The 22,966-nt window shown below is 72.1% G+C and carries 20 protein-coding genes; 16 read left to right on the top strand and 4 right to left on the bottom strand.

Annotated elements, in window-relative coordinates; genetic code table 11:
* The first annotated feature begins 4 nt into the window (after positions 1–4).
* The 9 genes from ACFY0F_RS19895 to ACFY0F_RS19855 all read left to right on the top strand — a co-directional run bounded on the left by ACFY0F_RS19895 (position 5) and on the right by ACFY0F_RS19855 (position 8,902).
* Positions 5–1,258, top strand: a complete 1,254-nt coding sequence (locus tag ACFY0F_RS19895) for an MCE family protein (RefSeq protein WP_388796224.1) — start codon at positions 5–7, stop codon at positions 1,256–1,258.
* Positions 1,255–2,292, top strand: coding sequence for an MCE family protein (locus tag ACFY0F_RS19890; RefSeq protein WP_388795566.1), 1,038 nt, complete (start codon positions 1,255–1,257; stop codon positions 2,290–2,292). Before ACFY0F_RS19895 ends, ACFY0F_RS19890 begins: the two co-directional genes overlap by 4 nt.
* Positions 2,293–2,462: 170 nt before the next feature.
* Positions 2,463–3,458, top strand: coding sequence for an MCE family protein (locus ACFY0F_RS19885; RefSeq protein ID WP_388796221.1), 996 nt, complete (start codon positions 2,463–2,465; stop codon positions 3,456–3,458).
* Between the two features lie 5 nt (positions 3,459–3,463).
* Entirely contained in the window at positions 3,464–4,579 is a 1,116-nt protein-coding gene (locus ACFY0F_RS19880) for an MCE family protein (RefSeq protein WP_388795563.1), read from the top strand.
* Positions 4,576–5,862 carry an MCE family protein gene (locus ACFY0F_RS19875; RefSeq protein WP_388795560.1) on the top strand — a complete coding sequence of 429 codons (1,287 nt, stop codon included), beginning with the start codon at positions 4,576–4,578 and terminating at the stop codon, positions 5,860–5,862. Before ACFY0F_RS19880 ends, ACFY0F_RS19875 begins: the two co-directional genes overlap by 4 nt.
* Positions 5,859–7,136, top strand: a complete 1,278-nt coding sequence (locus ACFY0F_RS19870; RefSeq protein ID WP_388795558.1) for an MCE family protein — start codon at positions 5,859–5,861, stop codon at positions 7,134–7,136. Before ACFY0F_RS19875 ends, ACFY0F_RS19870 begins: the two co-directional genes overlap by 4 nt.
* On the top strand, positions 7,109–7,624 hold the full coding sequence (locus ACFY0F_RS19865) for a hypothetical protein (protein ID WP_388795555.1): 516 nt from the start codon (positions 7,109–7,111) through the stop codon (positions 7,622–7,624). The genes ACFY0F_RS19870 and ACFY0F_RS19865 overlap by 28 nt, the downstream gene beginning before the upstream one ends.
* 27 nt (positions 7,625–7,651) lie before the next feature.
* Entirely contained in the window at positions 7,652–8,326 is a 675-nt protein-coding gene (locus ACFY0F_RS19860; protein ID WP_388795552.1) for a hypothetical protein, read from the top strand.
* Between the two features lie 51 nt (positions 8,327–8,377).
* Complete coding sequence (locus ACFY0F_RS19855) at positions 8,378–8,902, top strand: GNAT family N-acetyltransferase (RefSeq protein ID WP_388795549.1); 525 nt, start codon at positions 8,378–8,380, stop codon at positions 8,900–8,902.
* A gap of 19 nt (positions 8,903–8,921) precedes the next feature.
* On the opposite strand, the gene ACFY0F_RS19850 is transcribed toward ACFY0F_RS19855, so the two are convergent.
* A complete protein-coding gene (locus ACFY0F_RS19850; RefSeq protein ID WP_388795546.1) occupies positions 8,922–9,905 on the bottom strand; it encodes a DUF5937 family protein in 984 nt (327 codons plus the stop codon).
* 142 nt (positions 9,906–10,047) lie between these two features.
* Here ACFY0F_RS19850 and ACFY0F_RS19845 point away from each other — a divergent pair, with 142 nt between their 5' ends.
* From ACFY0F_RS19845 to ACFY0F_RS19835, 3 genes are all read left to right on the top strand, one after another.
* Entirely contained in the window at positions 10,048–10,494 is a 447-nt protein-coding gene (locus ACFY0F_RS19845; protein WP_388795543.1) for a peptidase inhibitor family I36 protein, read from the top strand.
* A 105-nt stretch (positions 10,495–10,599) separates the two neighbouring features.
* Positions 10,600–10,836, top strand: a complete 237-nt coding sequence (locus tag ACFY0F_RS19840) for a hypothetical protein (RefSeq protein ID WP_388795540.1) — start codon at positions 10,600–10,602, stop codon at positions 10,834–10,836.
* A 93-nt stretch (positions 10,837–10,929) separates the two neighbouring features.
* Complete coding sequence (locus ACFY0F_RS19835; protein ID WP_388795537.1) at positions 10,930–11,613, top strand: hypothetical protein; 684 nt, start codon at positions 10,930–10,932, stop codon at positions 11,611–11,613.
* A gap of 304 nt (positions 11,614–11,917) precedes the next feature.
* Here ACFY0F_RS19835 and ACFY0F_RS19830 read toward each other — a convergent pair whose 3' ends face one another.
* Positions 11,918–13,528, bottom strand: a complete 1,611-nt coding sequence (locus ACFY0F_RS19830) for an AMP-binding protein (RefSeq protein ID WP_388795534.1) — start codon at positions 13,526–13,528, stop codon at positions 11,918–11,920.
* Positions 13,525–15,195, bottom strand: coding sequence for an AMP-binding protein (locus ACFY0F_RS19825; RefSeq protein ID WP_388795531.1), 1,671 nt, complete (start codon positions 15,193–15,195; stop codon positions 13,525–13,527). Before ACFY0F_RS19825 ends, ACFY0F_RS19830 begins: the two co-directional genes overlap by 4 nt.
* Before the next feature lie 124 nt (positions 15,196–15,319).
* Here ACFY0F_RS19825 and ACFY0F_RS19820 point away from each other — a divergent pair, with 124 nt between their 5' ends.
* The 3 genes from ACFY0F_RS19820 to ACFY0F_RS19810 all read left to right on the top strand — a co-directional run bounded on the left by ACFY0F_RS19820 (position 15,320) and on the right by ACFY0F_RS19810 (position 20,117).
* Complete coding sequence (locus ACFY0F_RS19820; RefSeq protein WP_388795528.1) at positions 15,320–16,150, top strand: response regulator transcription factor; 831 nt, start codon at positions 15,320–15,322, stop codon at positions 16,148–16,150.
* Between the two features lie 158 nt (positions 16,151–16,308).
* Complete coding sequence (locus ACFY0F_RS19815) at positions 16,309–19,125, top strand: AAA family ATPase (RefSeq protein WP_388795525.1); 2,817 nt, start codon at positions 16,309–16,311, stop codon at positions 19,123–19,125.
* 200 nt (positions 19,126–19,325) lie between these two features.
* Positions 19,326–20,117 (top strand): S1 family peptidase, encoded by a 792-nt coding sequence (locus ACFY0F_RS19810; protein ID WP_388795522.1) that lies wholly within the window; start codon positions 19,326–19,328, stop codon positions 20,115–20,117.
* A gap of 102 nt (positions 20,118–20,219) precedes the next feature.
* On the opposite strand, the gene ACFY0F_RS19805 is transcribed toward ACFY0F_RS19810, so the two are convergent.
* The gene (locus tag ACFY0F_RS19805) at positions 20,220–21,350 is read right to left on the bottom strand and encodes a winged helix DNA-binding domain-containing protein (protein WP_388795519.1); all 1,131 of its coding nucleotides are present in this window, start codon (positions 21,348–21,350) and stop codon (positions 20,220–20,222) included.
* A 452-nt stretch (positions 21,351–21,802) separates the two neighbouring features.
* Here ACFY0F_RS19805 and ACFY0F_RS19800 point away from each other — a divergent pair, with 452 nt between their 5' ends.
* Positions 21,803–22,957 (top strand): magnesium and cobalt transport protein CorA, encoded by a 1,155-nt coding sequence (locus ACFY0F_RS19800; protein ID WP_388795516.1) that lies wholly within the window; start codon positions 21,803–21,805, stop codon positions 22,955–22,957.
* Positions 22,958–22,966: the final 9 nt, after the last annotated feature.

The raw sequence follows: 22,966 nt of genomic DNA, 5'->3' as shown, positions 1-22,966 counted from the left end.
CCGTGTGAGGGCGCTGAAACTGCGGTTGTACGGCGTGCTGTTCATCGCCGTGCTCGCCCTGCTGCTGTCGCTGTCGGTCGCCGTGTACCGGCAGGCGTTCACCCCAGCCGTACGGATCGAGCTGCAGGCCGACAGCCTCGGCAACCAGCTCGAACCGATGGCCGACGTCAAACTGCGCGGGCTGCTGGTCGGCGAGGTGCGCGCGGTGCACGCCGACGGCAGCAAGGCGACGCTCGACATCGCGCTCAAGCCGGAATACGTCGCCGACATCCCGGCCGACGTGCACGCGCGCCTGCTGCCGAAGACGCTGTTCGGCGAGAAGTACGTCGACCTGGTCGAGCCCGCGCGCTCCGCTTCCTCGGCTTCCCCGGCGGTTCGTCCCATCCGTGCCGGTGACGTCATCACCCAGGACCGCACCCGCGTCGGCATCGAACTGCAGCAGCTGATGAACGACCTGCTGCCGCTGCTGCGGACCGTGCGACCCGGCAAGCTCGACGCCACGCTGTCCGCCTTCGCCACCGCCCTGGAGGGGCGCGGCGACCGGATCGGCGACAACCTCATCCGCGTGCAGGCCTACCTGCACCGCCTCGACCCCCATCTGCCCACGCTCACCGAGGACTTCGCCCGGCTGGCCGACGTGGCCGAGGTCTACGGCGACGCGGCGCCGGACCTGATGTCGATCCTGCGCGACACCGTCACCACCAGCCGCACGCTGGTCGAGGAGCGCGAGCACATCGCGTCCGCGCTCACCACGACCGCCGGGATGGCCGCCACCGCCGGGGACTTCCTGGACGCGAACGGCGACCGGCTGATCACCCTCGGCCGGGTCTCCCGCCCCACGCTGGAGCTCTTCGCCCGCTACTCCCCCGAGTACCCCTGCCTGTTCGCCGGCCTGGTCCACGAGGAGCAGGCCTCCGAGCAGGCGTTCCGGGGCGGCGAGATGCACATCACGCTGGAGGCGGTGCGCCCGCAGGGGGCGTACCGGCCGGGTGAGGAACCCCGCTACGCCGACCGGTCGGGGCCGAACTGCCGTGACCTGCCGCATCCTTCCGTGCCCGCGCCGGGTGTCCATCTCGACGACGGTTCCCAGCAGCCGGGTTCGTCCGGTCCACCCGGCGTCTCCGCCACCCGGGCCGAGCAGCGTGCCGTCGGCTCACTGGTCTCACCCGTGCTGGGTGTGCCCGCCGACGAGGTGCCGCCGGTCACGACGCTGCTGTTCGGGCCGCTGGCCCGCGGGACGGCGGTGAGCGTCGCATGAGCACCGCAGGAGCCCGGCAGACCACCGCCCCCTTGATCAAGTTCTCTCTCTTCGCGCTGGTGACGATCCTGGCGACGGCGCTGCTCGCCGCGACCATCGTCAACGTCTCCTTCGCCCACGAGCACACCTACCGAGCGGTGTTCAGCGACGTCACCGGTCTGGAGAAGGGCGACGACATCCGGGTGGCCGGGGTGCGGGTCGGTCAGGTCGAGAGCATCGGGATCAAGGACCGGACACTGGCGGAGATCACCTTCAGCGTCGGCGCGGACCGGCCGCTGCTGACCGGCACCCACGCGGTCATCCGGTACCGGAACCTGGTGGGGCAGCGGTACGTCGCCCTGACCGAGGGCGCGGGCGACGGCACCGCGCTGAAGCCCGGGGCCACGATCCCGCTCTCGCGCACCCAGCCGGCCCTGGACCTCAACGCGCTGCTGAACGGCTTCAAGCCGCTGTTCGCCGCGCTCAGCCCGAGCGACGTCAACCAGCTCGCCACCGAGATCATCAGGACGCTGCAGGGCGAGGGCGGCACGGTCGACAGCCTGCTGGTGCACACGGCCTCGCTCACCACGACGCTGGCCGACCGGGACAAGCTGATCGGCTCGGTGATCGACAACCTGAACACGGTGCTGGGGACGCTGGACAAGCGGGGTGCCCGCTTCTCCGAACTCCTGGTCCAGTTGCGGCGGGTGGTCTCCGGTCTGTCCGCCGACCGCAAGCCCATCGGTGAGTCGCTGGTGAACATCGGCGACCTTAACGACGCCACCTCGGAGCTGCTGAAGGACGCGCGGCCGCCGCTGAAGGACGACATCGCCGGGCTGGCCGGCCTCACCGGAACGCTGAACGACAACGACAAGACGGTGGAGGGCGTGCTGAAGCGGCTGCCGGACAAACTCAACGCCCTGACGGGGGTCGCGTCCTACGGCTCCTGGTTCAACTTCTACCTCTGCGACTTCGACGGCCGGATCGTGCTGCCGAGGACGAAGCAGGTGCTCACCCCGGATCTGCGGGTGGCGAGGGCGAGGTGCGGCGCATGACCCGCACGAAGCGCGTGACCCGCACGAAGCGTCCGGAGCCGCTGATCAAGGTCCGTGTCGACCCGCCGAGGCTGCCCAGGCCACGGCTGCCTCGCCGGGCGCCCCGACCCCGCGGCCCCCAGCCGTTGGTGCGGGTGCGCGTCGATCCGCCGCGGATCAGGCTCCCCCGGATGCGTCGGCCCCACCCGGTTCCGTTCCGTGACCGCAACCCCGTGGTGATCGGTGCCGTCGGTCTCACCGTCCTCGTCCTGCTGGCCGTGGCCGCGTTCAACGCCGACAGCCTGCCGTTCATCGGCGACGGCAGGACGTACAGCGCGGCCTTCTCCGAGGCGGGCGGGCTGAAGCCCGGGGACGAGGTGCGGATCGCCGGGGTGAAGGTCGGCAAGGTCGAGGACGTCGACCTGGACGGCGACCACGTCAAGGTCACCTTCAAGGTGAAGGGGGATCCGGCGTTCGGCACCGAGACCGGTGCGGCGATCCGGGTCAGGACGATCCTCGGCGCCAAGTACCTGGCGCTGCTTCCCAAGGGGCCGGGGCAGTTGAAGCCCGGAGCTGAGATCCCCCTGGGGCGGACGGTCGCCGCGTACGACGTCGTGCAGGCGTTCAGCGACCTGACCACCACCTCCGAGAAGATCGACACCGGACGGCTGGCGAAGGCCCTGGACACCCTCTCCACGACCTTCCAGGACTCGCCCCCCGAGGTACGCGCGTCCATCAAGGGCCTGTCGAGAATCTCCCGGACGGTGGCCTCGCGGGACAAGGCGCTCGGCGAACTCCTGCGCCACGCGAAGGGCACCACGGGTGTGCTGGCCGACCGCTCCGCGGACCTGACCGCGCTGGTCGACGACGGCGACAAGCTTTTCCAGGAGATCAGCAGGCGGCGCACGGCGATCCACAAGCTGCTGAAGACCTCCGCCGCGCTCGGCATCGGGCTCTCCGGCGCGGTCCGGGACAACGACAAGGAGATCGGGCCCGCGTTGGGGGGCCTGAAGCAGGTGGTGCAGATGCTCGAACGCAACCAGGCCGCTCTCGACCGCAGTGTCAGGCTGCTCGCGCCCTATGCGCGGGTGTTCACCAACACCCTCGGCAACGGACGCTGGTTCGACTCCTACGTCCAGAACCTCGTGGCCGCTCCGGTGGCACCCCGGACGGGAGGCACCCGATGAGGAGGATGCGCGCACGCCTGGCCCTGCTCACCGCACTGGCCCTGGTCGCCGCCCTCGCCCACGCCCTGTGGCCGCGGCCCGCGAAGACGCATGTCACCGCCTACTTCCCGCGCACCGTCGGCGTCTACCCCGGCTCGGACGTCCGCGTCCTCGGCGTACGGATCGGCCAGGTCAAGAAGATCACTCCGGAGGGCGACCGGGTGCGGGTGGAGCTGGAGTACGACGCGGGGCGCAGAGTCCCCGCCGACGCCAGGGCGGCGATCATCAACTCCTCGGTGGTCAGCGACCGTTACGTGCAGTTGCTGCCGGTGTACCGGAAGGGCCCGGTACTGCGCGACGGCGCCGTCATCCCCGAGTCGCGCACCGCCGTGCCCGTGGAACTGGACCGTGTCTTCGACAGCCTGCACACGACAGCCGACGCGCTCGGTCCCCAGGGTGCCAACAAGGACGGCTCCCTCTCGCGGCTGCTCAAGGTGAGCGCCGACAACCTCGACGGGCAGGGCGGGAACCTCAACCGGACGGTCCAGGACCTCTCGCAGGCGGTCACCACACTGTCCGACGGCCGCACCGACCTGTTCGGCACGGTGCGCAACCTGCAGGTGTTCACGGCGGCGCTCGCCGCCGACGACCAGAACGTGCGGTCCTTCAACAGCGGCCTCGCGGGCGTCGCGAAGCAGCTCGCGGGCGAGCGCGAGGACCTCGCGGCGGCGCTCACGAACCTGGGGTCGGCGCTCGGCGACGTCGCCGCCTTCGTGAAGAGGAACAAGGAGTCGCTGACCTCGAACGTGCGGGGCCTCAGCAAGGTGACCAAGGTGCTCGTCACCGAACGGGCCGCGCTGGACGAGCTGTTGCGGGTGGCCCCCACGGGCCTGTCCAACCTGAACAACGCCTACAACCCGTCCGCCGGCACCCTCGACACCCGCAACAACGCCCAGCAGGCGCAGGATCCGGCGTCGTTCCTGTGCTCCGTGCTGAGGACCACCGGCGACACGGGCGGCAAGAACCCCGACTGCACGCAGCTGAAGCAGCTCTTCGACTCCCTGCCCGCGTTGCCGAAGACCGCCGCGGTGACGGGCACGACCGACCGGACGCTCGGCGGGATCCTGGGGGCGGGCGCATGAACCTGCGGCGCAAGGGCGCTTCGATCGCCTGGACGGCGGCCGGTTCGCTGCTGTTGTCCGGCTGCTCCTTCAACGGCTGGTACGACATCCCGCTGCCCGGCGGGGCCGCCGACGACGGCCACGCGTACCACGTCACCGTCGAGTTCCGTGACGTCCTCGACCTGGTGCCGCAGTCGGCGGTGAAGGTCGACGACGTCACCGTGGGAGCCGTGGAGAAGGTGCGGCTGGACGGCTGGCACGCGCGGGTGCGGCTGCGGATCGCCGACTCGGTGAAGCTGCCGGCCAACGCGGTCGCCGAGCTGCGGCAGACCAGCCTGCTCGGCGAGAAGTACGTGGCACTCGCCGCCCCGGCCGGCACCGCCGCGGTGGGCCGGCTCCAGGACGGCGACCGCATCCCGTTGTCCCGCAGCGGCCGCAACCCGGAGGTCGAGGAGGTGCTGTCCGCGCTGTCCGCCCTGCTCAACGGTGGTGGTGTGGCCCAGCTGAAGACGATCACCGTGGAGCTGAACAAGGCCCTGGACGGCCGGGAGAACCGGGTCCGGTCCCTGCTGAAGGAGCTCGACACCTTCATCGGCTCCCTGGACGACCAGCGCAGGGACATCGTCCACGCGATCGAGGCCGTCGACCGTCTCGCGGGGCGGCTCGGAAAGGAGAAGAAGACCATCGCCGAGGCCGTCGACACCATGCCACCCGCGTTGAAGGTCCTCGCCGGCCAGCGGCGCGATCTGACGAGGATGCTCACCGCCCTGTCCAAGCTCGGCACGACGGGCACCAGGGTCGTCACCGCCTCGCACGACGACACGGTGGCCGACCTCGAGCAGCTCCGGCCGATCCTGCGGCAGCTGAACAAGGCGGGCAGCGACCTGCCGAACTCCCTCGAACTGCTGACCACTTACCCGTTCCCCCGCAACGCCGTGGACGCCGTCAAGGGCGACTACGTCAACCTGCACATCACCGCCGACCTCGACCTGGCCGACCTCTACGGCAATCTGGCGGGTGGCGACTCGGGGAAGGGCAAGGGCGGTTCGAAGAGTCCCGGGACCCCCGGCGTGCCGGATCTCCCGGGCCCCCCGCACCTGCCGAGCGTCCCCACGCCGACCGCGCTGCCGAGCACCCCGGGCCTGCCGTCGGCGCCGTCCGTGCCGTCGGCCCCCTCGGGCGGCGGGCCGAGCGGGCCGCTGTGCCCGCCGGTGTGCACCAGCGCCTACACCAGCGGCGCGAAACCGCCCGGGGGCATCGACCTCGCGCTCGCCGAGCTGATGCTGAAGGGGGTCCAGCCGTGATCACCCGTACCGTCAAGGCGCAGTTGATCGCCTTCTGCGCGCTCACCGCCGTCGGGGTGGGTTACGTCGGCGCCGAGTACACCGGCCTGGCCGACGACGTCCTGGACCGCGGCTACACGGTGCGGGCGGACTTCGCCGACTCCGGGGGCGTCTTCCCCGGCGCCGAGGTCACCTACCGCGGGGTGCCGGTGGGCCGCGTCGGCACGCTGGGGCTGACCGGCGCAGGCGGCGTCTCCGTCTCCCTCGACATCGACGACGGGGCACCGCGGATCCCCGCGGACACCCTTGCCGTGGTGGCGGACCGTTCGGCGGTGGGCGAGCAGTACGTCGACCTGCAGCCGCGTACGTCCAAGGGCCCGTACCTCCTCGACGGCAGCACCATCCCCCGCGACGACACCCGTCTGCCGCTGCCCAACACGGACCTCGTGCTCAGCCTGGACCGGCTGGTGAACTCGGTCGGCAAGAACGATCTGCGGGTCACCGTCGACGAGTTGGGCAAGGCGTTCTCCGGTACCGGGCCGAACCTGAGCCGGCTGGTGGACTCCGGAAACGCGCTCGTGGAGTCGGCGTCCGAGTCGCTGCCGGAGACCGTCTCGCTGATCGACGACTCGCACAAGGTCCTGAAGACACAGGCCGACCAGGGCTCGTCGATCAAGTCGTTCGCGCACGATCTCGCGTTGCTCACCGCACAGGTGAAGTCGAGCGACGGTGACCTGCGCAAGCTGATCGGCAACGCCGCTCCGGCCGCCCGGCAGGTCGACTCGCTGCTGAGCTCCACCGGGCCCCGGCTGTCGGTCCTGCTGGCCAACCTGATCAGCGGCGGCCAGGTCACCCTGGCCCACCTGCCCGGCGTGGAGCAGGCCCTCGTCACCTTCCCGGCGCTGGTGGCGGGCAGCTACACGGTCGTACCGGGCGACGGCACCACGCACTTCGGGCTGGTGCTGAACGCCGACGACCCGCCGCCGTGCACTCAGGGCTACGGCACGAGCCGGCGGGACCCGGCCGACACGAGCACGCGCGCGGCGAACACCGACGCGCGCTGCACGGTCCCGCGCGGCGGCAGCACGTCGGTGCGGGGCGCGCAGAACGCCCCCGGCGCGCGGACCGCGTCCGGCGGGGCGGACCGGGCGGCGTACGTCACGCCGTACGACCCGGAGACCGGCACCGCGACCGGTCCGGACGGAAGGCCCGTCGAGATCGGCTCGGCGGGCGGCCAGCAGACGGTGTTCGGAAAGGAGTCGTGGCAATGGCTGCTCGTTGGACCGATGGAGTGAGCAGGCGCCTGTCGGGCAGAGCCCTGCCGGTGGGGCTCGCCCTGGCGACCACGCTGACGGCCGCGTCGGCGGTCTGGCTGGGCCTCGGCCTCCACCAGCAGCACGAGACGGCACAGCGGCGCCAGGACGTGCTGGCCGCGGCCCGTCAGTCGGCGCTGAACTTCACCTCGCTCGACTACCGGCACTACGACCGGGACAGCGCGAACGTCCTCAAGGGCGCCACCGGCGGCTTCAAGAAGCAGTTCACCGCGCAGACGGCGCAGCTGACCAAGCTCGTCGCCGAGAACAGGTCCGTCTCCGAGGGCCAGGTCCTCGACGCCGGCATCATCCGTTGCGACGCCCGCTCGGCCCGCGTTCTGGTGGTCGCCGACAGCAAGGTGACCAACACCGCCGTGCCCGGGGGGCAGGCCCGCACCTACCGGCTGCAGTTGGAGCTGGTGCGCCGGGGCGGGCGCTGGCTGACGTCCGATGTCGAGTTCGTGGGCTGACAGCCACCACCAGTGAAGGAGTCCGACATGGCGATCCCGACCACCCGAAGCCGCGGCCCGGCCGCCCCGGCCCGCCGGAGGATGACCGCGGCCGCCCGCGCCGCGGCCAAGCGGGTCGAGCAGCGCAGCCCGGGCGTCCGGGACGCCCCGCGCGAGCCGTCACCGAGGTCCCCCGAGACCGGGGCCGCGCCGCCGCCGTCCCGGCGGTGGCTGCTCACCGTGGTGCTCGGCGCCCTCCTCGTCATCGCCCTGGCCGTGGTCTGCCTGCTCGGGTGGCAGTACCGGGAGGGACGGCGCGCGGAAGCCGCGCGGGACGCGGCGCTCACCGCCGCGCGGAAGGCCGCACCGGTCGTGCTGTCGTACGACTACCGGCACCTGGACCAGGACTTCGCCCGCGCCCGGGAGCGCCTGACCGGACACTTCCGTGACGAGTACCGGAAGACCACGACGACTGTCGTCGGGCCGACGGCCAGGAAGTACCACGGGGTGGTACGGGCGACGGTCGCCGAACCCGCGAGCGGTGGCGTCCCCGCGGCCTCCGTCATATCGGCGTCACCGGACCGGGCCGTGGTGCTGCTCTTCGTCAACCAGGTCACGCAGAGCACCCGGGTCTCGGGCTCCCGCCTGGATCTGAACCGGGTACGGATGACGATGACCCGCACGTCAGGGGGCTGGAAGGTGAGCGCGGTCGACGCGCTCTGACGTCCGGTTAATTCGGTTGAGTCGGCCCGCCGGAGCGTGTTCGCTGGCCGCATGGTGTTCGGTGATCTGGTGAAGCTGCGTCCGCTCGAGCCGTCGGACGCGGAAGCGCTGTGGCGGTGGCACAACGACCCCGACGTGATGCGCTGGATGGACGACGACTACGCCCCGTCACTGGCCGAGGTCAGGAAGCGGGCCGAGGAACGGCCGCGCAACGCGTACGGCAAGGTGGTCTTCGGGGTCGAGGTGCTCGACGACGCGAAACTCATCGGCGTCGTCTGCCTGCGAGACGCCGAACCGGAGACCGGGTACGCCGAGCTCGACCTCTACATCGGTGAGAAGGAGTACTGGGGACGCGGCTACGCCACGGACACGATGCGGGCGGTCTGCCGCTACGGCTTCCAGAAGATGCGGCTGCACAAGATCCAGCTGACCGTCGTCACCGAGAACCACGCGGCCCACCGGGTCTACCAGAAGGTCGGCTTCGTCGACGAGGGCAGGCTGCGCCAGGTCTTCCGGCGTGACGGGCAGTGGTACGACGTGTTCACGATGGGCCTGCTGGAGGAAGAGTTGCGCTAGGTGTGCTGTCCCGGGACGCTCAGTGGTCGTCCGGCCCCGTTCGCAGCAGGGCCGCTCCGAGGGGGGTCAGGGTGTGCAGGACCGTGTTGGCGTGGCGGTGGCTGGTGATCAGGCCGGCGTCGCGCAGTACGGCGGTGTGATGGCTCGCCGTCGTAGGTGTCACGCCGGCCCGGCGGGCGGCCTCGGTCGTGGTGGAGCCGGTCTCGCTGGCCCTGAGGATGGCGGCGCGGGTGGGGCCGAGCAGGATGTCGAGTGGTGGTGAGTCGGCGTGCGGGGGTGTCGCCGGCAGGTGGTGGAGGGGGTACAGCAGAACGGGCGGGAGCCCCGGGTCGGCCAGGGCCACAGGTGCGTGCCAGCAGAAGTAGGAGGGGATCAGCAGCAGTCCCCGTCCGTCGAGGTGGACGTCGCGGTGGTCGGGATACGGGTCGATCTCCAGGACCGGTGGCCGCCAGCGGATCGTGGGGCCCAGCCCGGTGAGCACGCCCTCGGTCCCGGAATGGAACAGGGTGTGGGCGTGCCGGGCCCGCTCGGCGTGCAGGCATTCCTGGATGCGCTGCTCGTGCGGGGCGATCACCGCACGGTGGTAGGCGCGCAGGGCGCCCACCAGTTGTTCCCGCATGTCCCGCTCGGCGAGCCGGCGTACCCAGGCCGGGGCACCGACGGCCCGGGTGAGGGCCTCGACCTCCCTCACGACCCGTTCGTTCGGTGTCGCCAGCACCGCCTCCAGCCCGGCGTCCAGTCCCTGGGTGCCCTCCGGCGGCGTGAGGAAGTCGGGGAAGTAGCCGGCACGCGGGAAGAGCGGCAACAGGAAGGTCTTCACGGTCCGCTCGAGCCCGGTCCGGCGCAGCGAGGCACGTGCGGTACGGAACCAGTGCGCGTAGGCCCAGCGGCCTTCGCGGGTCTGGAGCCGGTGCAGACTGACCGCGATCTCCCAGAGCGCATGCGGTTCGGTCGCCACTCTGACTCTGGTGAGGTCCTCGGCCGTGAAGTGAAAGCGGAGCATCCGTTTCCCCGTGCGTCACCGTTGCCGACCTGCGAAGTGTCAGTGCACTCGCACGAGCATGACAGTGACATGCCCAGCGTGAAACATGGATTCCCGCCAGCCGTAGGACCCTCTCGGCACCGTCCACCAGAAAGGGCACGGGATGTCCTCGTACGAGCAGGAGCACGATCGGAAGTCCAGCCGCACACCCCGCCGGGGCCGCAGGGCCCTCGCCGCCGCCGCGATCACCTTCGCCACGGGCGCACTCGGCCTCATCGCACCGAACACCGCGAGTGCCTCGACGCAGGCGGCGTGGGACTGTCCGAGCGGCGATCTGTGCGTGTGGACCGGCAGCAACGGCACGGGCAGCCGGTGCACGTGGTCGAACGCCGACCCGGACTGGTGGAGCGGCAGCATCCAGTGTTCGTGGTCCGACACCCAGAACGTCGGGTCGGCCAAGAACAGCGGCACGTCGTCCTCGTACGGCTACGTCGTCCTCTACACCGGCGCCAACTACACCGGTGACGGCTACTGCATCGCGCAGCACGGCGACACCTGGCCGGGCCTCAACGTCAGGTTCCGCTCCCACCGATGGGAGGCGTCCTGCTGATCCGCGGTTGACCGGATGGCAGGCCGGCGGGCCCCGGAGTGCCGGGGCCCGCCGACGCGTGTCGTCCGGCGTGCGGATCGGTGCCGCCCGCAGCAGCCTGAAGACATGGCACATTCACCGACCCCGCATCCGCACATCGTCGTGCACTCCCCGGCCCTGGACGGCTCGCGACGGGTCACCGAGGGTGACGTGACCCTGGGGCTCGCCTCCCACCTGGACGACGTGGTCGAGATCCTGCGGCTGGCCGACCTGGACCGTGTCGAGGTCGAGGAGAGCGACCTCATCGAGTGGCAGGGCGGCGGACCGGACGACTGGCCGGGCCTCTCCGAGCACGAGTGGTAGCGGTGCCGTGACGGACAGGACAGCGGACAGGACAGGGGACAAGACAGGGGCGTTCGGCGGACAAGGGGGGTCCGGCTGGACGACGATGGGGTCATGTCCGAGAGCGTGCCGGTGCGCTGCCCGGCCTGCCGGCGTGAGCACGTCTACACCGCGCCTTCGTACCCTTGCGTCTGTGGGGCCCCGGTCAGCCCGCCGCTGGCCAGGGGGGCCACGCCCGTCACCGTCGTGCACCGGGCCTGGGACGACGACTGGGTCACCGTGCGCTGCGCGTCCTGCGGCCGCCACGACCAGTGGCCGCACCCGGAACTGGGCTGCCCGTGCGGGACCGTGCTGCGCCTCCCGGTCTCCGGTGTGCCGTCGGCGACCGGACCCCGGCCGGGCCCCCTTCCGGCGCGCCGCCCACCGCTGAGCCCGATGACCATCCGCACCCCGCGCGACGCGGTCACCGCCGCCGCGCTCTACCTGCGCCGGCTCGGCTACCGCGACATCCGCCGCGCCGACCGGCGTCCCCCCTCCGGCGTCGGTCTGGCCGCCCACGGGCTGCTGGCCCAGGTCGACCCGATCGTGCGCGCGGCCTCGCTGCGGGACGTGGAGTGCCTGTGGCTGACGGCCATGGCGCAGGCCGCGAGGTGCGTCTACTTCTCCCTCGCCGGGTACGCCGACGCCGCCCGGGACCGCGCCGACGGCCTCGGCATCCCCCTGTTCGTGCTGGACCTCACGGGCACCCCGCAGCCGGTGAACCCGGTCGCCGACGACCTGGACGCCACGGGCGCCTAGGGCCTGTCCGGCGGATCATGCCGCAGACGCGGGGCCTGGCACGCCCTCCCCCACTCTCGGCTTCGCTCGAGCGGGCGGTGCCCCCACCGGCGTTGTCGTCGGTTGCCGACTCCCCCACGCTCGAACGAGCTCGCGCGGGGGGACCCCCATCGCGTCGACGCCCTCCTCCGCCTTGCAGCCGGACGCTCCCCCACGCTCGAACGAGCTCGCGCGGGGGCACCCCCATTCGCCCCGCTCACCAGCACCGATGAGGAACCGCCCGTGCCCTGCGACCTGATCCGCCGGACAGGCCCTAGTCCATGAGTTACGGCCGCCCGTACCTCTCCCGCAGCTCCACCTTGCGGACCTTGCCGGACACCGTCATCGGGAAAGCGTCGAGGATCTCCACCCGGCTCGGCACCTTGTAGTGCGCGAGCCGTCCGGCGCAGAAGGCGCGGATGTCGGCCGGCGTCGGAGGGTCGGCCGGGTCGCGCGGGACGACACAGGCCAGGACCTCCTCCCCGTACGTCTCGTGCGGCACGCCGACGACCTGGACGTCCCGGATCCCGGGGTGGGTGTAGAGGAACTCCTCGACCTCGCGCGGGTAGACGTTCTCGCCGCCCCGGATGATCATGTCCTTGATACGCCCGACGATCTCGACGTACCCGTCCTTGCGCATCACCGCCAGGTCCCCGGTGTGCATCCAGCGTCCCGCGTCGATCGCCTCGGCGGTCTTCTCCGGCTCGTTCCAGTAGCCGAGCATCACGCTGTAGCCGCGGGTGCACAACTCCCCCGCCGTACCGCGCGGTTGGGTGACCCCGCTGACCGGCTCGACGATCTTCACCTCCAGGTGCGGCAGCACCCGGCCGACCGTGCCCGTGCGGTGTTCCAGGTCGTCGTCGATCCGTGTCTGCAGCGACACCGGGGAGGTCTCGGTCATGCCGTAGCAGATGGAGACCTCCGCCATGTGCATCTCGGCGACCACCCGTTTCATCACCTCCACCGGGCACGGCGAGCCCGCCATGATGCCGGTGCGCAGCGAGGAGAGGTCGTACGTCGCGAAGTCGGGGAGGTTCAGCTCCGCGATGAACATGGTGGGCACGCCGTACAGCGAGGTGCAGCGCTCTTCCTGGACCGCCTCCAGCGTGGCCTTCGCATCGAAGGACGGCGCCGGGATCACCATGCAGGCGCCGTGCGAGGTGGCCGCCAGATTGCCCATGACCATGCCGAAGCAGTGGTAGAAGGGGACCGGGATGCAGACCCTGTCCTGCTCCGTGTAGCGGATCGACTCCCCCACGAAGTAACCGTTGTTGAGGATGTTGTGGTGGGAGAGGGTGGCACCCTTGGGGAAGCCCGTCGTGCCCGAGGTGTACTGGATGTTGATGGGGTCGTCACAGGACAACTCGGCCTCGCGCGCGAGCAGTTCCGGGCGTCGGTCCGGCGTCCCGCGTCCGAGCATCGCCTCCCAGCTCGGGTCGCCGATGTAGACGGTCTCCCGCAACTCGCGGCATCTGCCGCGCACTTCCTCGACCATCGCCCGGTAGTCACTGCTCTTGTGGCTGAGGGAGGCGAACAGCAGGGAGATCCCGGCCTGGTTCAGGACGTACTCCACCTCGTGGGTGCGGTAGGCCGGGTTGATGTTCACCATGACCGCGCCGATCCGGGCGGTGGCGTACTGGACCAGCACCCACTCGGCGCAGTTGACCGCCCAGATGCCGACCCGGTCGCCCTTGGCGACACCGCTCGCCAGCAGCGCGTACGCCAGCCGGTCGACGTCGGCGGCGAACCCGGCGTACGTCCAGCGCCGCCCGGACGCCACGTCGACCAGTGCCTCGCGGTCCGGCCATGCGGCGACCGCGCGGTCCAGGTTCGCCCCGATGGTGTCGCCGAGCAGGGCGGTGGCCCCGATCCCGTGCGTGTACGACGGTTCGCTCACCGGAAGTCCTCCTCGCGGTACTCCCTGTCCGAGCCCGCGGCCGTGGCCTCGCGCAGCTCGATCCGGCGGATCTTGCCGGAGACGGTCTTGGGCAGTTCGCCGAACTCCAGTCGGCGGATGCGCTTGTAGGGGGCGAGGACCTCACGGGAGTGTTCGAAGAGCACCTTGGCGGTGTCGGCGCCGGGCTGCCAGCCCTCGGCGAGGACGACGTACGCCTTGGGCACGGCCAGGCGCAGCTCGTCCGGCGCGGGCACGACGGCCGCCTCGGCCACCGCCTCGTGCTCCAGCAGGGCGCTCTCCAGCTCGAAGGGGCTGATCTTGTAGTCGGAGGCCTTGAAGACGTCGTCGGAGCGCCCGATGTACGTCAGATACCCGTCCTCGTCACGTGCGGCGACGTCTCCCGTGCGGTAGTAGCCGCCCGCCATCGCCTCCGCCGTGCGGTCCGGGTCGCCGTGGTAGCCGGCCATCAGTCCGACCGGCCGGGCGGACAGGTCGAGGGCGATCTCGCCCTCGGTCGCGCCGGGGGCGCCGGAGACCGGGTCCAGCAGCTCCACCTTGTAGCCGGGGCTGGGCCGGCCCATGGAACCGGTCTTCAGGGGCTGGCCGGGGCTGTTGGACACCTGTACCGCGGTCTCGGTCTGGCCGAAGCCGTCCCGGATGGTGACGCCCCAGGCCTGCCGCACCTGCTCGATGACCTCGGGGTTCAGCGGCTCACCCGCGGCGGCGGCCTCGCGGGGCGGGGTGGCGAGCTGCCCGAGGTCGGCCTGGATGAGCATGCGCCACACGGTCGGCGGGGCGCAGAACGTGGTCACCCGGGCCCGGTCCATCTCGGCCATCAGCCGGGCCGGGTCGAAACGGGTGTAGTTGACGACGAAGACCGTCGCCTCCGCGTTCCACGGGGCGAAGAGGTTGGACCAGGCGTGCTTGGCCCAGCCGGGTGAGGAGATGTTCAGGTGGACGTCGCCGGGCTTCAGGCCGAGCCAGTACATGGTGGCCAGGTGCCCGATCGGGTACGAGGTGTGGGTGTGCTCGACCAGCTTGGGCCGGGCGGTGGTGCCGGAGGTGAAGTAGAGCATCAGCGGGTCGTCGGCGAGGGTGGGCCCGTCGGGGAGGAACTCGGCGGGTGCGGTGTACGCGTCCTCGTACGGCTCCCAGCCCTCCTCGGGCAGACCGCCGACGGCGATCCGGGTGTAGGCGCCGGGCACCTCGGCGAACTTCGCGGTGTCCTCCGCGCGCGCGATCACATGCCTGACCCGGCCCCGCTCGACACGGTCGCGCAGATCGGCGGGGCCGAGCAGCGGGGTGGCGGGGATGACGACGGCGCGCAGCTTCATCGCGGCCAGAGCCGTCTCCCACAGCTCGGTCTGGTTGCCGAGCATGACCAGTACGCGGTCCTCGGCCTCGACGCCGCGTTCCCGCAGCCGGTTCGCGACCCGGCTGGAACGCTCGGCGAGCTCCGCGAAGGACAGCCGGGTCTCGGTGCCGTCCTCCTCGACGATGTGCAGGGCGGTGCGGTCGTTGCCGTAGGCGATGACGTCGAACCAGTCCAGCGCCCAGTTGAAGTGCTCGGGGCGCGGCCAGTCGAAGCCCTCGTACGCCGTGGCGTAGTCGTCGCGGTGCTCCAGCAGGAAGTCCCGCGCACTGCGGAAGAGCTCCGTCGCCGTCATCTGTCCTCCTTCGTGCCGGACCATTGCCGGGCGGCTCTCTGGCATCGTGTAATCCGTGATGCAGGTCTCACTACCCCCGAACGGGGGTGTGGACTGCACGATGCCGCGACGAAGGGGCGAAGAGGTGACTGCAGACGCCGCCGGGGCGGTGGAGATACGCGGTGCGCTGGCCCGGCTGCGACGTGCGACCGGGCTCCCGGTCGCCTTCGGGGGCCTGGTCGACGCGGGCCGGCCGCGGATGCGGATCAGCGAACTGAGCGGCACGGCCACCGTGGCGCTGCGCTCGCTGGCGGTGACCTCCGGCAACGGGCTGGGCGGCAAGGCGGTGGCGCTGGCCCGGCCGTGCGCGGTGACGGACTACTCCGTCTCCCGGCAGATCAGCCACGAGTACGACATCCCGGTGGCCGCCGAGGGCCTGCGTTCGGTGCTGGCCGTGCCGGTGGTGGTGCGGCGCCGGGTGCGGGGCGTGCTGTACGGGGCGCTGCGCACGGCCCAGCCGCTGGGCGACCGGACGCTGAGCGAGGCGGTCGCGGTGGCACGGGACGTGGAGCAGGCGCTGGTGGTCCGGGAGGAGGCGCGGGGTCTGCTGGCCGTGGCCCGGCCGGAGCCCGCCCGCGATGCGACGCGGGTGAGCCGGGAGCAGGTGCGCGAGGCGCACGCCGCGCTGCGCGCGCTGGCCCCGCGGATCACCGACCCGGAGCTGCGGGCCGAGCTGCTGGCGGCCTGCGGCCTGCTGACGGGCCCGGGTCCGGCCACCGGTGCGTGCCTGGCCCCTCGCGAACTGGACGTCCTGGCCTGTGTCGCGGACGGCGCGACCAACGCGGCGGTGGCCGGGCGGCTGGGTCTGCGACCGGAGACGGTCAAGGGCTATCTGCGTTCGGCCATGCGCAAACTGAACGCCCACACCCGCGGCGAGGCGGTCGCCGCGGCCCGCCGCACCGGTCTGCTGCCGTAGCCCGCCGGCGGCGCGCCATGAGACCCCTTTCTATTCATGCGGCTGTGCTTTGAATTTACTTATGCCTGACCGCTGTAATTACCCTCACCATGCCTTCCGCCAGGATTTCGGGGTTTGTTGCCTAGAATTTGGCCCGGACACGACACACGAGGGGAGCGGTGACCGTGCGACGGGACTTCCAGGAGCCTGCTCGATGCCGCCCCGACCTGGTCATCGCCCGGGAGGAAGTGTTCACGGCCGCCCACGAGCAGCTCACCCGTGGCGGCAGCGTGCTGCTCCACGGCCCCGCCGGAATAGGGAAATCGACCGTCCTGCGGGCGCTGGCGGCGGAATACGGCGGTGCCGCCCACACCGTGTTGCGCTGCTCAGCGACCGAGTCCGAATCCCACCTGCCCTTCCTCGCGCTCGCCGACCTCCTCGGTCTGGTCCTCGACCGGGTGTCCGCCCGGCTGCCCGCCGCCCAGGCCACCGCCCTGGAGTCCGCGCTCACCGGCCGCGGCGAGTCCAGCCTCCAGCGCGACGGCCTCGCCCTGCGGCTCGCCGTGCTGTCCGCGCTGCGCGCGCTGGCCGCCGAGGGCACCGTCCTCGTGGTCGCCGACGACCTGCAGTGGCTGGACCCGGCCAGCGCCGAACTCCTCGGCTTCGCCGCCCGCCGCCTGGGCGACACCCCGGTCCAACTGCTGTGCGCGGTGCGCACCGAGGGGCAGGAGTACGACCGTCATCTACGCGCGTCCCCGCCCGACACCCTCGCCGTCCGGCTGGGCCCCCTGACCCGCACCCAGGTCTCCGCGCTGCTCGACCACCGCGGCTACTCGGGCCTGCCCCGCTCCACCGTCCGCGAGATCCACCGCACCAGCGGCGGCAACCCGCTCTTCGCCCTGGAACTCGGCCGCGCCCTCGCCGAGAACCCCACCCCGCCGAGACCCGGCGAGCCGCTGCCGGTGCCCACCTCGCTGCGCGCCCTGGTGCTCAGCCGCCTCGACATGCTGTCCGTGGAAGCCCGCCGCACGCTCCTGGTGGCGAGCGCGGGAGCGCGTCCCACACCCGCCCTGCTGCACGCGGCCGGCCGGGAGAACGCCGAGGCCGAGTGCGCCCAGGCCGCCGAACTCGGGCTGCTGGCCACCGAGCCGGAAGACCCCGCCGTACGGTTCGCGCACCCCCTGATCTCCGCCGCCCTGTACGCCGAGGCCCCCGCCCACGAGCGGCGGGCCGCGCACGCCGCGCTGTCCACCGCCGCCCCGGACCCGATAGAGCGGGCCCGCCACCTGGCGCTGGCCACCACCGGTGCCGACCCGGAGACGGCCGCCCGGCTCGCCGAGGCCGCCGCGCTGGCCCGGGACCGCGGGGCGCCGTCCGTCGCCGCGCAGCTCGGTCTGCTCGCCGCCCGGCACACCCCCGCCGGGGGCCTGCCCGACCCGGACGAACGCCGGCTGCAGGCCGCCGAGGACGCCATCACCGCCGGGGAGGTCGACCTCGCCCGGGACATCGCCCGCGAGGTCCTGACCCGGGCGAGCGTGCCCGCCGACCGGGTGCGGGCCTGGATGGTCGTGATCGAGACCGCCGGCCACACCATGACCGAGGTCGACGCGGTCTTCCCGCAGGCCCTGGCCGACGCCGGCGACGACCCGCGCCTGCTCGCCCTGGTGCACTACCAGATGGCGTGGCGGGCGCTGATCGTGGAGGGCGACTTCACCGAGGCCCGCCAGGCCGCCGCGCACACCGCGGAGCTCGCCGAGCGCGGCGGTGACCGGCGCACCGAGCTGCTGGCGCTGGCCTTCCTGGCCCAGATCGAGACCCTGATGGGCCATCCGGCGGCCCCCCTCACCATCAAGCGCGCCATGAAGGAGCCGCAGGACCCCGGCGTGGCGTGCCATCACAACGGCGCCGGCAGCGCCCGGTTCCGCTGGCTGGTCATGGGCGACCAGCTCGCCGAGGCGCGGGCGACGGTCACCGCCCTGCTGCGCGAGGTGCGGCGGCGCGGCTCGGTGGAGAGCGAGGTGCACTTCCTGCGCGGGCTCGCCGAGACCGAACTGCGCTCCGGGCACTGCGGCCGGGCACTGGAGCTGGCCCGCGAGAGCCTCGCCCTGGCCCGGGACTCCGGGATCGGCGAGACCGCCTCCGGCATGCTCACCTCCCTCGCGGAGGCCTCCGGCGGCGACGTCGACCGGGCGCTCGCGCTGGCCCGGGAGGCGGTGGAGCACGCCGAGCAGGACGGTGACCAGATGTACCTGTCCCGGGCCCTGGGCGCACTCGGCTACGCCCAGTTGGTGGCCGGGGACCCGGCGGGCGCGGTGCGTTCGCTGCGCCGGGTGCGGGAGCTGGAGGGCGCCCTGGGCATCACCGACCCGGCACGCGGCCGCTGGCACGGAGATCTCGCCGAGGCTCTCGTGCGGATCGGCTCGCACGACGAGGCGCAGGACGTCATCGAGGTCACCCGCGCACACGCGCTGCGGCTCGGCCGGGAGAGCGTGCTCGCGGTGCTGGACCGCGCCGAGGCCCTGGTCCGCGCCGCCCAGGGCGAAGGCGACGCGGCGATCGCCCAGTTGACGTCGGCCCAGGACCGGCTCGCCAAGCTCGGCCACGGCCTGGAGGAGGCCCGCGCCGCCTTCCTGCTGGCCCAGTTGCGCGCCTCACGGCCGGGACCGACGGCGTACGACGAGGCCGCCCGGCTGTTCCGCCGGTGCCGGGCACTGCCCTGGCTGCGCCAGGTGGAGGCGGCCGTCAGCGCGCCGGAGCCCGATCCGGAGCCGGTGGTCGCCCCGCCCGCCGCGCTCGACGCGCTGGAGGGGCTGGCCTCGATGGAGCGTCAGGTCGCGGCCCTGGTCATGGAGGGCGCCACCAACCGGGAGATCGCCGCCCGCCTGTTCATCAGCGTCAAGACGGTCGAGGCGACGCTGACCCGGGTCTACCGCAAGCTGGGGATCCGTTCGCGGGTGGACATCGTCCGATTGGCGGCAGGACGCCGCGCGAAGTGACAACCCGCCAGGTTTACTGAGCCGGACCGAGGGTTTTCCCTGCCCCACTCCACTAGGGGGTTCCCTCATTGGGAGGAGGCTGTTCCGGGTCCTAGCTTGAACCCATGCCGCTCGCCCGGGCATACGGGGGTCGGTCCCGCGACCTTCGTGCTTCACCCCACCCGCGCGTCCCCCCACCGGCAACCCCACTGAGGAGACTCATGTTCGGGCTCAACCGCGCAAGAAAGACCGCCGCCGTCGTCGCGGCGACCGCTGCCGCCGCCGCGACCGCACTGCTCAGCGCCCCCACCGCTGTGGCCGCCCCCGAGCCCATCGTCGGTGGCACGACGACCACGACGACGGCGTACCCGTTCATGATGCAGATCACCGACGCCTCCGGTAACCAGTTCTGCGGCGGCACCCTGGTGGCGGCGAAGAAGGTCGTCACGGCCGCGCACTGCATGGTCGGCGAGACCACCGGCGGCGTCCGGGTGGTCGGCGGCCGGACGTACCTCAACGGCACCAACGGCACGGTCAGCAAGGTCAGCAAGATCTGGATCAACCCGGACTACACCGACGCCACCAACGGCGACGACGTGGCCGTGCTGACCCTGTCGACGTCGATGTCGTACACCCCGGCGTCGTACGTCTCCTCCTCCCAGACCGGTGTGTACGCGGCCGGGACCACGGCCCGCATCCTCGGCTGGGGCACCACCTCGGAGAACGGCAGCTCCTCCAACCAGCTGCGGACCGCGACCGTGCCCATCGTGTCCGACTCGAGCTGCAAGAGCTCCTACGGTTCGGACTTCGTCCAGACCGACATGGTTTGCGCCGGATACACCTCCGGCGGTGTGGACACCTGCCAGGGCGACAGCGGCGGTCCCCTGCTCATCGGGGGCGTCCTGGCAGGGATCACTTCCTGGGGAGAGGGGTGCGCGGAGGCCGGTTACCCGGGTGTCTACACCCGGCTGACCACCTTCTCGAACCTGGTGACCGCGAAGGTCAACTCGTAACCGGGAAAGCTTCCCGAGCATCCCTCGGGTAGATGCCAGGGGGGCGCTGCGGGCCTCCACGAGCGGCCCGCAACGCCCCCCTTTCCATGTCCCCCGGCGGCCTCAGCCCCGTACGACGGTGCCGAAACGTATGTCGTACGACTCCCCGGCGTGCATCGTCTCCAGCATCAGGCTCCCCTCCTGGACCACCTCCTCGCGCTGAGCCCCGGTCAGCGGGCCGAAGGGCTCGATGACCAGCGCCTCGCCGTCCAGCTTCCACAGACCGGCCAGGAAGCCGTCCACGAGCAGGACGCGGTGGGCCTGGTTGCCCCGCCAGTTGCGGCCCCGGTACTGCGGGGGTACGACGCGTGTGCGGTCGGCGTGGGACAGGAGCAGGTTGTCGAACTCGGGCAGGAAGCGGGGCGGGGCCGGGGTGTCCGGGTCGGGGCGCGGCGCGTCGGGCAGGTCGAAGAGTTCCACGCCGTCCGCGTCCCGGAAGGTGACGAGCCGCGGGCGCAGGCGTTCGAAGGCCGCGCCCAGCCGGGTCAGGCCCGCCCAGGTCTGCATGTCCCGCACGGAGGCCGGGCCGAAGGCGGCGAGGTAGCGCAGTACGACGGCGTCGGGGGCCGGATCCGGGAACGACCCGGCGGGGCGGCCCAGCCAGTGCTCGGCGGTGGTCAGGGCGACCTGGCCGCTGTGTCCCCACAGCCCGCGCGGGGTGACCTGGACGAGCGGCAGCCTGCAGCGGGCGGCGACGGCGAGGGCCCGGGCGTCGGCGTGCGGCCACCGGGCGGACAGGGCCTCGCGCAACTGTGCCATGGTGCGCGGCTCGGCCTCCACCAGATCGCGGGCGAGCGCGGCGAGTTCGTCCAGGTCGACGCCGGTGAGCCCGTTGCGGAAGGAGTTCAGCTCGCGGTCCCGGGCCGGCTGCGCCAGCGGGCGCAGGGTGAGGCAGTCGTCGGCCGTGTGGGTGTGGATGGTCGAGCGCAGCGTGACGACTCGGCCGACCGTGCGGTCCGCCATGAGCCGGGAGAGGTCCTCGGGCACGAACCCGTCGAGCCGGGCGGCGAGCGCGTAGTAGGGCGGTTTGACGTTCTGCGCCTGCAGCCCCACCAGATGCTCCACGGCGTCCCGGGCGGACAGGGCCGAACGGCGCAGCAGCAGTTGCCGGTCGAGGGTCGCGCGGCCCAGGGCGCGGGGGCCCAGCACCGGGGCCGGCGCGGTCGTGGTCCTGTGCGTGCTCCGTTTCGTCATGACCGCACGCTAGGGCCTGTCCGGCGGATCAGGTCGCAGGGCACGGGCGGTGCCTCATCGGCGCTGGTGAGCGGGGCGAATGGGGGTGCCCCCGCGCGAGCTCATTCGAGCGTGGGGGAGCGTCCGGCTGCAAGGCGGAGGAGGGCGTCGACGCGATGGGGGTCCCCCCGCTCGAGCGGAGCCGAGAGTGGGGGAGTCGGCAACCGACGACAACGCCGGTGGGGGCACCGCCCGCTCGAGCGAAGCCGAGAGTGGGGGAGGGCGTGCCGAGCCCCGCGTCTGCGGCATGATCCGCCGGACAGGCCCTAACCCTCCTTGCGGACACCTTCGGTCCGCAACCGGTCGGGCGACTCTCACCGGTTTCCGCACCGCGCGTCCGGCCCCGATCGGCGGGCCGCGGATATCCTGCTGGCCGATCACGCCGAAGCAGGCCTACCGAGAGGCAGCCCTCGATGCACGAGCGACGCGCCCTCCCCGTCTCGAGGACCCTCCGTAGATCCGGCTGGCGGCGCGGCCTGCCCCCGGAGGAACCACCGGCCGGGGAGCCGCCGGCGCCGTCCCCCGGGCCCGCCGTCCCGGCCGAGGCCGCGAGCGTCGTCCAGGTGGCCCTGTACCGCGACGGGGTGCGCGTCGGCACCCCCGAGACCCTCGCCGACACCTATCACGCGCTGCGCGAGCAGCCGTCGGGTATGGCGTGGATCGGGCTCGCCCGCCCCACGGAGGAGGAACTCCACTCCCTCGCCGCGGAGTTCGGTCTGCATCCGCTCGCGGTCGAGGACGCGATGGAGGCGCACCAGCGGCCGAAGCTGGAGCGGTACGGCGACACGCTGTTCGTCGTGCTGCGCGCGGCCCGCTATCTGGACGCGCCGGAGGAGGTCGACTTCGGTGAGCTGCACGTGTTCGTGGGCCGCGACTTCGTCATCCCCGTCCGGCACGGCGCCGCCCCGGACCTCTCCGCCGTCCGCCGCCGTATGGAGGACTCCCCCGAGCTGCTGCGGCTCGGCCCGGAGGCGGTGCTGTACGCCATCCTCGACGCGGTCGTGGACGGCTACGCGCCGGTCGTCGCGGGCGTCCAGAACGACATCGACGAGATCGAGACGGAAGTGTTCCGCGGCGACCCCGAGGTCTCCCGCCGTATCTACGAACTCTCCCGCGAGACGGTCGAGTTCCAGCGCGCGACCCGGCCCCTGGTCGGCATGCTGCACGCCCTGATGGCCGGCTTCGCCAAGTACGGGACGGACGAGGAACTCCAGCGCTACCTCCGCGACGTCGCCGACCACGTCACCCACACCAGCGAACGCGTCGACGGCTTCCGCCAGGCCCTCACCGAGATCCTCACGGTGAACGCCACCCTGGTCTCCCAGCAGCAGAACGCGGAGATGCGGGCGCTCGCGGAGGCGGGCTTCGAGCAGAACGAAGAGGTCAAGAAGATCTCGAGCTGGGCGGCGATCCTGTTCGCGCCCACGCTCGTCGGGACCATCTACGGCATGAACTTCCGGCACATGCCCGAGCTGGGCTGGTTCTACGGGTATCCCTTCGCGATCGTCCTGATGGGGGTCGTCTGCACCACCCTGTACGTCGTCTTCAAGCGGCGGGACTGGCTCTAGGCGGGGCTC

It is taken from the genome of Streptomyces sp. NPDC001544, from assembly GCF_042894285.1.
Lineage (GTDB): Bacteria > Actinomycetota > Actinomycetes > Streptomycetales > Streptomycetaceae > Streptomyces.
The sequence above is the reverse complement of the archived record's forward strand: the minus strand, read 5'-3'. Positions and strand labels throughout refer to the sequence as shown.

Coding starts and splice junctions, on each gene's coding strand:
- ACFY0F_RS19890 (WP_388795566.1), top strand. CDS start 1,255: ATGAGCACCGCAGGAGCCCGGCAGACCACCGCCCCCTTGATCAAGTTC.
- ACFY0F_RS19850 (WP_388795546.1), bottom strand. CDS start 9,905: ATGCTCCGCTTTCACTTCACGGCCGAGGACCTCACCAGAGTCAGAGTG.
- ACFY0F_RS19875 (WP_388795560.1), top strand. CDS start 4,576: ATGAACCTGCGGCGCAAGGGCGCTTCGATCGCCTGGACGGCGGCCGGT.
- ACFY0F_RS19835 (WP_388795537.1), top strand. CDS start 10,930: ATGTCCGAGAGCGTGCCGGTGCGCTGCCCGGCCTGCCGGCGTGAGCAC.
- ACFY0F_RS19840 (WP_388795540.1), top strand. CDS start 10,600: ATGGCACATTCACCGACCCCGCATCCGCACATCGTCGTGCACTCCCCG.
- ACFY0F_RS19800 (WP_388795516.1), top strand. CDS start 21,803: ATGCACGAGCGACGCGCCCTCCCCGTCTCGAGGACCCTCCGTAGATCC.
- ACFY0F_RS19865 (WP_388795555.1), top strand. CDS start 7,109: ATGGCTGCTCGTTGGACCGATGGAGTGAGCAGGCGCCTGTCGGGCAGA.
- ACFY0F_RS19860 (WP_388795552.1), top strand. CDS start 7,652: ATGGCGATCCCGACCACCCGAAGCCGCGGCCCGGCCGCCCCGGCCCGC.
- ACFY0F_RS19805 (WP_388795519.1), bottom strand. CDS start 21,350: ATGACGAAACGGAGCACGCACAGGACCACGACCGCGCCGGCCCCGGTG.
- ACFY0F_RS19880 (WP_388795563.1), top strand. CDS start 3,464: ATGCGCGCACGCCTGGCCCTGCTCACCGCACTGGCCCTGGTCGCCGCC.
- ACFY0F_RS19855 (WP_388795549.1), top strand. CDS start 8,378: ATGGTGTTCGGTGATCTGGTGAAGCTGCGTCCGCTCGAGCCGTCGGAC.
- ACFY0F_RS19845 (WP_388795543.1), top strand. CDS start 10,048: ATGTCCTCGTACGAGCAGGAGCACGATCGGAAGTCCAGCCGCACACCC.
- ACFY0F_RS19825 (WP_388795531.1), bottom strand. CDS start 15,195: ATGACGGCGACGGAGCTCTTCCGCAGTGCGCGGGACTTCCTGCTGGAG.
- ACFY0F_RS19810 (WP_388795522.1), top strand. CDS start 19,326: ATGTTCGGGCTCAACCGCGCAAGAAAGACCGCCGCCGTCGTCGCGGCG.
- ACFY0F_RS19885 (WP_388796221.1), top strand. CDS start 2,463: ATGCGTCGGCCCCACCCGGTTCCGTTCCGTGACCGCAACCCCGTGGTG.